At 55.7% G+C, this 3,612-nt stretch carries 1 protein-coding gene; it reads right to left on the reverse strand.

Going from position 1 to position 3,612, the window contains the following annotated elements; genetic code table 11:
- The coding region (locus IY568_RS24195; RefSeq protein WP_194868947.1) for a condensation domain-containing protein at positions 1 to 3,612 on the reverse strand (3,612 nt) is incomplete at both ends.

Genomic DNA, 3,612 nt, shown 5'->3' on the forward strand with positions numbered 1-3,612 from the left:
CCTGCTCCAGCTCAGCATAAGTCATGCTCTGCTGGGCAAAGCGCAGCGCCACCGCCTCGGGCGTACGCACACTTTGTTCACTGATCAGTGTCGTGATTGGACGCTGATAGTCAAACGCCGGGGTGCCTGTGCCGGTATCCAGCAAGGCGCTGCTCTGCGACGCATCCTGCAACTGCAACAAGGACGCTAATGGTTCCTGTGCAGCGTCCATCATAGTCAACAATAGGGTTTTAAACTGGGTCGCCAGAGCACGGACATCCGCTTCGGCCAGCACGCTGCCCTGATAGCTGAAGTGCAGCTTCAGAGTCTGCTCCTGGATAAAGCTGATGGTCAGCGGGAAATTGGTCTCTTCACGGGCATCACGCACCGAAAACTCAGTTGCCTGCTCATCCTGCGGCAATGCTGTCGTGATTGGATAATTTTCAAAGACTAATAAGGTATCGAACAGCCCATGTTGGTCCAGAGTCAGGTGCTTCGCCTGCTTCTGGATCTCATACAGCGGCGTAAACTCATGCTCTCGCCCGGCCAGGTTGGTACCCTGCAAGGTTTGTAACCACTGCGCCAATGTCACTTCAGGTGCTACTTCAACCACCACGGGCATGGTATTAATAAACATCCCCTGAATGCTTTCATGGCCCGCCAGCTCGGTTGGACGACCCGAAGTTGTAGCACCAAAACACACCGCTTCACGGCCCAGATAACGGCTTAGCAAGAGCGCCCAGGCGCCCTGCATCAGGGTATTCGCAGTCAGGTGGTACTGCCGCGCAAAGGCATTCAGCGCGGTATTTTGCGCGTCATCCAGCTGCACATCTAAGGCAGCATGCGCACCGCTTTGTGGGGCTTTAAACGCCCCGCTTAGGTAGCAGGGCTCTTCCAGCATGCCAGTCTGCGTTTGCCAGTAAGCCAGGTTTGCCATCACGTCCTGTTGCTCAAGGTAAGCAATATAATCGCCATACTGAGCCTGCGGTTCGGCCAGAGTCTCGCCGTCATACATACGCAGCACTTCACCCATCAGGGCGGCACAACTCCAGCCATCGGTTAAGATATGATGAATAGTCCAGACAAAGGCGTGGTGCTGAGGCGCCAGCTGCACCAGTACAAAGCGCTGCAACCCGGTCTCGGCGTCCATCGCAAAACCCTGTTGGCGATGCGATACGCTCAGTTCAGCCAGCTGACGCTGCTGCTGCGCGCTATCGAGGTGCTGCCAGTCCAGAGTTTCCCATACCGGCTGCACGGTTTTGCGCACAAATTGCAGTGGCCGGGGGTCCAGACTCAAAAAGCCACTGCGTAAGGCATCATGGCGGGCGATTGCATTGAGCCAGGCGGCTTTAAAACGTGCGACATCTAATCGCTTGATCTCTAAACTGGTTTGATTGACATAGGCCTCGCCTTCCTCCACCAGACTGTGGAACAGCATACCTTGCTGCATCGGTGACAAGGGATATAAATCGCTGAGCTCAGCGGTGTCGAGTGGTAGCTGATCCAGCTGTTGCTGATCCAATCCACTCAGCGTCACATCACTGGGCGTCAGACAGCCATGAGTGTCGCAACAGTGTGCTACCAGCTGTACCAGCGCCTCATGCAGATGCGCTGCAAAGGCTTGCATATCGGCCTCACTAATACGCTCACGGCCATAGCTGATAGTCAGCTGCAAGGCCCCGTTACTGACCTGACCATTGATACTCAACTCACTGTGTGGCTCATAGTCCGGGCTGAATGACGCGCCACTGTGCTCACTGGCCAGACGCCAGGGCGAATCGCCTTGATTGAGGGTGTTGTCGAGCTGACCCAGATAGTTAAATTCAATCTGACCCAGAGGCTGAGTAGCTAACGTCGCCTGTGCATGCGACTCACCAAAGTATTTCAAAGCACCGTACCCGATGCCTTTATTCGGCACACTTCTGAGGTGCTCTTTGGTATGCTTAATGGTCTCTGACAACGCATTTAAACGCGTAAGATGGACCGGATATAAGGTAGTAAACCAGCCAACACTGCGGCTGAGGTCGGTGTGTGCATCCCAGGGTTCGCGGCCATGGCCTTCGAGGTTGATCACTGCCTCCTGCTGACCCGTCCACTGATAGACGGCTTCACTCAGAGCACTTAACAACAGCTCATTGACTACAGTGCGATAAGGCTTGCCTGCTTGTTGCAGCAGACGCTCTGTAGTGGACTGTTCCAGCGTCACACGCACTTCGGCACTGTCTGCCAGGCGTCGGCTTCCTGCTGGGTTTAACCCTGGAATAGTCAACTCCGACGACTGTTGTTGTGTCCAGAATGCCAGTTCCTGCGAATTCAGGCTGGCGTAGTCCGCTACCTGCTCGGCCCAGTACTGATAACTGTGGCTCTTGCTGGCAAACTCGCAAGCCTGCTGCTTCTGCGCTTGTGCATAACCACGCGCCAGGTCATCCAGCAACACCCGCCAGGAAACCCCATCTACTGCCAGATGGTGGATCACCAGCAGCAGCCGGGCGCTGCCATCACTGAGTGTCATGTGAACCACACGTGCCAGTTCGCCGGTTTGAATATTCAGGCTGCGTTGCGCCTGCTCAGCCACCGATGTGATCTCAGCACTTGCCACATTGCGCTCCCAGACACTGGCCACGGCACGCTCGGCATCAAAAGGCAGATAACGCTGCTGCCACTGCCCTGCTTCGTTTTGGTTAAAGCGCAGGCGTAATGCATCATGATGTGCAACCAGGGCCGACCAGACCTGTTGTAGTGCCGCGCCATTCAGCGGCGCGGCCAGCGTCAATAGCAATGCCTGGTTATAGTGATTTTTGTCGCTCAGACTGGTCGCCAAAAACTGCTGCTGAATGGGTAACAGCGTCACCTCACCACTGACTTGCTGCGCAATCCGCTGACTGGCAGGCAGCTCAGTCAATGCAGGTGCCAGTCGGGCGATGGTGTGCAGTTCAAAAATTTGTTTCGGGGTCACCACTAGGCCATGCTCGCGCAAGCCACTAACGATTTGCAGACTCAGGATAGAGTCGCCACCGAGTTCAAAGAAGTTGTCCAGCCGTCCTATCTGCTCCTGACCCAGCACTTTTTGCCATACCTGTGCCAGTGCCAGTTCGCGCTCACCCTGTGGCGCTTCATAGGCCACGCTCGATTCATTATTGGGTTTTGGCAGCGCTTTACGGTCGATTTTACCATTGCTGTTCAATGGCAAAGTATCCAACACCATGATCACAGCCGGCACCATATACTCTGGCAGTTGGGCTGCCAACTCGGCCTTGAGCGCGTCGACCACCAGTTCCACGCCCGCTTCGCCCGATACATACCCCACCAGACGCTGTGTCGCGCCATCGCGGTCGGCCACTATGACTGCTTCCCGGACGCCATCAATGGCGTACAAGGCCGCCTCAATTTCGCCCAGCTCAATACGGAAACCACGAATTTTCACCTGATGGTCGGTCCGGCCGAGATAATCCAGCTGACCTTCGCTGTTCCAGCACACTAAGTCGCCGCTGCGATACATGCGGCTGCCATCATTGATAAACGGGTCGGCCACAAAGCGCTCGGCGCTCAGGTCGGCACGATTAACATAACCCCGTGCCAGTCCTGTACCGGCAATATAAAGCTCACCAGCCACACCCGGTGGGCACAGGTTCA

This window comes from Pseudoalteromonas sp. PPB1 (genome assembly GCF_015356275.1).
GTDB classification, from domain to species: Bacteria; Pseudomonadota; Gammaproteobacteria; order Enterobacterales; family Alteromonadaceae; genus Pseudoalteromonas; species Pseudoalteromonas rubra_D.